The following is a 6,145-nucleotide window of genomic DNA, read 5'->3' on the forward strand; positions in this document are numbered from 1 at the left end:
CATCGCAAGACCGTCAAACTTCACTACCGTCTTGCGTCGCTGCGTTGTCTGCAGCAGAGAAACGAGATTATGAAGAATCTTTTTCTCCTTGTCAACAGTATTTTTCGCTTTCGCTTCCAAATCTGCCGACTTCGGAGACCGCCCGTTTCGCTCGGCGGCCCTCGTCTTGCGACGAGGGGCTGAATAGTAGGCCAAGCAGAAGCGAATGACAAGGTAATGAAGCAAACTTTTTTCGTGCTGCCTCACTGCGCCGGTTTAGCAGTTCCGGCGACGAACTCCATCGGCACCGCGGCGGCCATTGCCGCGTAGCCCGCGTCGCTCGGATGGATGTGATCGCCGCTGTCATATCGTCGCTGAAGCGCAGTCGGACGCGCGGGATCGCGCAACGCCTGATCGAAGTCGATCACGCCGTCGAACGCCCGGCTCGCGCGAATCGATCCGTTGACCGCCGTGCGAATGGCCTCGCGCTCGGGCGGCAGCGAAGCCGGCGTCAGCGTCGCGCCGTAGATCTTGATGCCGCGCTGATGCGCCTGCGCGATCAACCGCTGATATCCGCGCACCAGCGCGTCCGCGTTGACTTCGGTATGCGGCGCGTCGCAATCCAGGCCGGCGTGCGGGGGCATCGCCATGAAATTAATGTCGTTGATGCCGATCAGCACGATCACCGAACGCACACCTGGCTGGCGCAGCGCGTCGCGCTCGAAGCGTGTCGCGAGCGCCTCGCCGTAACAAGGGGAATTGCTCAGCAGGCGATTTCCGCTGATGCCCGCATTCACCACGCCAATCTGCCCGCCACTCTTACGCGCGACGTCCTTCGCGAGCGCATCGGGCCAGCGACGGTTGGCGTTGAGCGAGGAGCGCATGCCATCGGTGATCGAATCGCCGATGGCGACCACCGCATGCGCCGACGGATTCTCCACCGCGACGTTGGTCAGCCACGCATATTGGTTGAAACGTGCGCGGAACGGACCGGCGGACGCATCGTCGGTGTGATCGCCGGGCGTCGAGATGTAGTTCACCTGACTCGACACGCGATGCCAGGCCACGAGCTTCTGATTCTTCCCCATGAACATGCTGACGACCACCGGCTGGCGCGCGTCGACGTTGAAACTGACAGCGTCGCTCGTAGCCTGCGCGCCAGGCGCAACCGTCACGCTCCTGCGGCCGCCGAACGACACGGATCGCGCGCTGCCGGAGCGAATCGCGGCGCTGCTGCCGCCGACCGCGCAGGCGACGCTCATCGACTCGACGACGAGCGGATCCGTTCCATATAGGTTGCTGATCCGCAGACGCATGCGCTTGCCGTCCAGTTGCGGATAGATCAACTGGCGGACAGTACGGCCCGCGACGTCCGGTGCACGATATAGCGGAGGCAGGTTTGCGAGTTGCGGAATCGCCTGAAGCGCGGTGCCCCAGGCGCTGATCCAGTGTTCGTTGGCGGGCGGCGCTTCGGCGGTTTCGGCGGCAAACGCGTGCGGCGCGACATTGACCTGTGCGACAAGCGCAGTCGCGCAGATCGCGGCGAAAACTCGGAGTTTCATTCGGCGATGTCGTTCGGAAAAGGATCGATTGTGCCTGAAGTGTCACCAGCGCCACGTCGCGAGCCGCCCAGAAAATGAACGCGGCCCGACGACGCGCCCGAAATGGCCTCACAATGCAGCCAGTCCATTTCCCGCTGGCCGCGACAGCTCGCGCGTCAGGCATCAAATCAGGCATCAATATAGATATGCAATCGAAAAACACCGCACCGCTACAACTGACCTGGGACGAAGACGGCGAAAGCCGCTCCGCCCGCTGGCGATCGGAGAGCGGCAATCCGCCACCGAAGCGCGTCGTCATCGGACACGATCAGATGACGGCCGATCACGCCTATCGGCTCGCTTGCGAAGGCACGGCGATCCTCTGGCGCGGCGACTTCCAGAACGCTCGCCAGTTGTTGCAGGCAATGGCGCGCCGCATCGACAACAAGCCGCGCAAGACGAAAAAGCCGGCGGTGGAAACGTCGCCCATCGACGCGTTCAATCTCCACCGTCTCGCGCAGTCCCAGCGCGGACGCACGCTCGCGATGCTCGTGCTGCCGCTCGACGACCAATACGCCATTCCCCTGCGCCGCGCGCCGAACGTGCGGCAAGCGTGCGAAGAGGCGTACGGGCCGCCATCGGATGAGGAGTCGGTTGTGTCCTTGCGCGAGGTGCTGGGGCTGATCGGCGCGCACGAGTGGCGCAAGAAGGGCGTCGATATCGGCGCGGTCGGCGGGAAGATCCATCCCTACTACGGCGTATTCTCGCCGGTTCGGGGCGAATACGTCGATCTCGTCGCCAATCAGCCGCTGCCTGCGCGCGATCTGGCGTTCGATATCGGCACCGGAACCGGCGTGCTCGCCGCCGTGCTCGCGCGGCGCGGCGTCGAGCGGATCGTCGCCACCGATGTCGACGCGCGCGCGCTCGCCTGCGCGCGGGAAAATATCGAACAGCTTGCGCTCGGTCGTCAGGTAAAGATCGTCGAAGCGGATATGTTTCCCGAAGGCCGCGCGCCCCTGATCGTCTGTAATCCGCCCTGGCTGCCGGCGCGGCCCAGCGCGGCGATCGAGCACGCGATCTACGATCCCGAAAGCCGCATGCTGCGCGGCTTCCTCGACGGTCTCGCCGCACATCTGACGCCGGGTGGCGAAGGCTGGCTCATCCTGTCGGACTTTGCGGAGCATCTGGGCCTGCGCACGCGCGCTCAGTTGCAGGAATGGATCGACAAAGCCAGCCTGAAGGTGGATGGACGAATCGACGTCAAGCCGCGTCATTCGAAAGCGATCGACAAAGCCGATCCGCTGCACGCGGCGCGGTCGAAGGAAGTGACTTCGCTGTGGCGGCTCGTCGCCGCGTAAGTCTCGTCACCCGCGCCCGTCGAGCCACGCGAGCGCGCCCTCACCTGCAACGAGGCCACTCGCGAAACAGGCGGTCAGCAGATAGCCGCCCGTCGGCGCTTCCCAGTCGAGCATTTCGCCCGCGCAGAACACACCGGGAAGCGCGTCGAGCATCGAGCGCGCGTCGAGCGCCTCGAATTCGACGCCGCCCGCGCTGCTGATCACTTCCGCGATCGGCCGCGGGCGCAGCAAGCGCAACGGCAGCGCCTTGATACGGGCGGCGAGCGTGTCGAGGTCGGCGAATTCATCTTTGCTCAGGCACTCCCGCAACAGGCCCGCTTTCACGCCCGTGATATGCAAGCGGCTTTGCAGATGGCTCGAAATCGATCGCGCCCCGCGCGGATGCAGCACTTCGTCGCGCACGCGCTCGGCGGAGATCTGCGGCGCGAGATCGAGTTCGATGATCACGCCCGCGCCGTCGCTCTCGGCAATCCGGTCGCGGATCTGCGCCGACAAAGCGTAGATCAGACTGCCCTCGATACCGTGCGCGGTGATCAGACACTCGCCGATGCGCCAGTCCAGCGCATCGTCGGCGCGCGGCATACCGATCGCGACTGATTTGAGCGGCTCGCCTGCGAACCGGCTCTGGAAATGCTCGCTCCAATCGGCATCGAAACCGCAATTCGACGGCACGAACGGCCGCACGGCGACGCCGCGCGCCGCGAGCGTTGACATCGCGGCGCCGTCCGAACCGAGCTGCGGCCAGCTTGCGCCGCCGAGCGCGAGCACGATCGCGTCGTGCCGAACCTGTTTTTCGCCCGATGGCGTCGCGAAACGCGATATCGACGCGCCCTCGTCCGCCCAGCCCAGCCAGCGATGCCGCATATGAAACGTCACACCCGACGCGCGCAGCCGATGCAGCCACGCGCGCAGCATCGGCGCGGCTTTCATGTCGGTTGGAAAGACGCGTCCCGAACTGCCGACAAAGGTCTCCACGCCCAGTTGATGCACCCAGTCGCGCAATGCGCCTGCGTCGAAGCGCGCGAGCAGCGGCGCGATGTTCGCGCTGCGGGCGCCATAGCGTGTCAGAAAGGCGTCGGCGGGCTCGGAGTGCGTCAGATTCATGCCGCCCTTTCCCGCCATCAGGAATTTGCGTCCAACGGAAGGCATCGCGTCGAACACGTCGACACGCGCGCCGCCCGCAGCGAGCGCTTCCGCTGCCATGAGCCCGGCCGGTCCTCCGCCCACGACCGCGACATTCACCGATTCGACGTTTTCAACTGACGACATGCCCGATTACCAGAAACAGAACGGAGCGACATTGTCGCATCGCGCGCCGCTGCACCGGTCGCGGCCGACGCGTGCGACTGCTGAAACGCATTGCGGACGCGTCGTAAGTCATTAAATAACAAAAATGAATTTGGTCAGACGCGCTCCGGCCCGTACGATCCCGCGATTCGTTGCCTCAACAACTTTTTACCAATCGCCCGATCATGTCCGTTTCTCTTGCGCCTGAACGCGCTTCCGCCCCGGCCGCTGCCAGCGATTTGCGGCCCGTCATCAAAAGCGCCGCCGATGTATCCGGCCTCGTCAACCGCGGCGCGGCAATCGGCAGCGATGCGCGCGTCGTCGTCGCCATTGCGCTCGGCGGCATTTTTCTCGATGCCTACGACCTCGGCGCGCTCGCGTTCGGCATGAAGGACATCGCCCGCGAATTCTCGCTGACGCCGACCGGCTCCGGCTTCGTCGCGTCGGCGATCACGTTCGGCGCGATCATCGGCGCGTTTCTCGGCGGCTATCTCACCGACAAGATCGGCCGTTACCGCGTCTTCATGGCCGACATGTTCTTTTTCGTCATCGCTGCGCTCGCGTGCGCGCTCGCGCCCAACGCGTGGGTGCTCGGCGGTGCGCGTTTCGTGATGGGGCTCGGCGTCGGCATCGACTTGCCCGTCGCGATGGCGTTCCTCGCGGAGTTCTCGCGCCTGCAAGGGCGCGGCAATAAAGCGTCGCGCGTCGCGATGTGGTGTCCGGTCTGGTACGCGGCGATCAGCGTGTCGTATCTGCTGGTGCTCGGCTTGTACGCGGTCCTGCCCGAGCACAACGCGGGCTGGCTCTGGCGATTGATTCTCGGCTTTGGCGCGGTTCCCGCGATCGCGATCATCGTGATTCGCAGCCGCTATATGAGCGAATCGCCCGTCTGGGCAGCGAATCAGGGCGATCTCAAGGGCGCGGCCGCGATCCTCAAGCGCTCCTACGGCATCGATGCCCGTGTCGACGAAACCGCCATCGCTCCGCCCAAGGCGCGCCGCGCGACATGGAGCAACTACGGCGCGCTGCTGCGCGGCGTCTATCTGCGCCGCACCGTGCTCGCGACTGTCATCGCGATCGCGTCGTCGTTCGCGTATAACGCCGTCGCGTTCGGGCTGCCGGTCATTATTTCCAGCTTTCTCGCGCAGTCGATGCTGACCACGATTCTCGCGTCGCTCGCGCTGAACCTGTGCTTCGCGTTCGCGGGCGGGCTGTTCTCCGTGCGCACCGTGCCAAAGTACGGCGCGTGGAAGCTGTCGGTCGTCGGCTATGCGTTTCAACTGGCCGCGCTCATCGGGCTCGCGATCGTCGGCAAACCGTCGACGGGCGCGGAAGTCGTCATCGCGATCGCGTTCCTCGCCGCGTTCCTGCTGGGACAAGGCGTCGGTCCGGGTTCGCACAGCATGACGTTCGCGTCGCTGAGCTATCCGACGTCGCTGCGCGGCGTCGGCGTGGGCTTCAATCAAACGCTGATGCGCGCCAGCTCGACGGTTTCGCTGTTCCTGTTCCCGGTGTTGTCGGCGGCGCTCGGCACGAAAGTGTTCTGGATCATCGCCGTCGCGCCGCTCGCGGGACTCGTCGCCCTCTTCGCTGTGCGCTGGGAGCCGTCCGGCTACGACGTCGACGCGGAGGACTTCGCCGCGCAACAGCCGCGCTGAGCGCTTCCTCTTCCTTCTGATTACCGCCCTCGGAGCGGCGGCGAGCGATCGCCGCCGCTTTTTCTCGTTTACCGTCGTCCGGCACGTCTTCCTCCTCTGCACTAGATTGAGATAGCGCGCGCAACTCGCGCGATCCGTCTCCGCGCGTCATGCGGAATTACCCGAGTACATCTCGAAAAATTATTCGCCGACCGTCCGGTCGGTTTATAATCGCCGGACAGCGACTATCCAAAGAGCGAGTGCCGCCATGTACACCCAATCCCTCGACCTCCCGAGCCCCACGCCTGCAGCCGAGGCGTCCCCATCCGCGGTATCTCCCGAG

Annotated in this window: 4 protein-coding genes; 2 read left to right on the plus strand and 2 right to left on the minus strand. The window is 64.9% G+C overall.

Translation table 11 applies throughout. The features are described from left to right. Positions 1-242 precede the first annotated feature (242 nt). Positions 243-1,541, minus strand: coding sequence for an SGNH/GDSL hydrolase family protein (locus tag AWB74_RS43130; RefSeq protein WP_061152606.1), 1,299 nt, complete (start codon positions 1,539-1,541; stop codon positions 243-245). A 185-nt stretch (positions 1,542-1,726) separates the two neighbouring features. Between AWB74_RS43130 and AWB74_RS43135 the strand changes: the two genes are divergently transcribed. Then, positions 1,727-2,878, plus strand: a complete 1,152-nt coding sequence (locus tag AWB74_RS43135; protein WP_061152607.1) for a methyltransferase — start codon at positions 1,727-1,729, stop codon at positions 2,876-2,878. A 6-nt stretch (positions 2,879-2,884) separates the two neighbouring features. On the opposite strand, the gene AWB74_RS43140 is transcribed toward AWB74_RS43135, so the two are convergent. After that, the gene (locus AWB74_RS43140; protein ID WP_061152608.1) at positions 2,885-4,147 is read right to left on the minus strand and encodes a TIGR03862 family flavoprotein; all 1,263 of its coding nucleotides are present in this window, start codon (positions 4,145-4,147) and stop codon (positions 2,885-2,887) included. Between the two features lie 203 nt (positions 4,148-4,350). On the opposite strand from AWB74_RS43140, the gene AWB74_RS43145 reads away from it, so the two are divergent. Further along, positions 4,351-5,823: an MFS transporter gene (locus AWB74_RS43145; protein ID WP_061152609.1), complete on the plus strand. Its 1,473-nt coding sequence runs from the start codon at positions 4,351-4,353 to the stop codon at positions 5,821-5,823. Positions 5,824-6,145 lie beyond the last annotated feature (322 nt).

The sequence above is a fragment of the Caballeronia arvi genome (genome assembly GCF_001544695.2).
GTDB classification, from domain to species: Bacteria; Pseudomonadota; Gammaproteobacteria; order Burkholderiales; family Burkholderiaceae; genus Caballeronia; species Caballeronia arvi.

Coding starts and splice junctions, on each gene's coding strand:
- AWB74_RS43145 (WP_061152609.1), top strand. CDS start 4,351: ATGTCCGTTTCTCTTGCGCCTGAACGCGCTTCCGCCCCGGCCGCTGCC.
- AWB74_RS43130 (WP_061152606.1), bottom strand. CDS start 1,541: ATGAAACTCCGAGTTTTCGCCGCGATCTGCGCGACTGCGCTTGTCGCA.
- AWB74_RS43135 (WP_061152607.1), top strand. CDS start 1,727: ATGCAATCGAAAAACACCGCACCGCTACAACTGACCTGGGACGAAGAC.
- AWB74_RS43140 (WP_061152608.1), bottom strand. CDS start 4,147: ATGTCGTCAGTTGAAAACGTCGAATCGGTGAATGTCGCGGTCGTGGGC.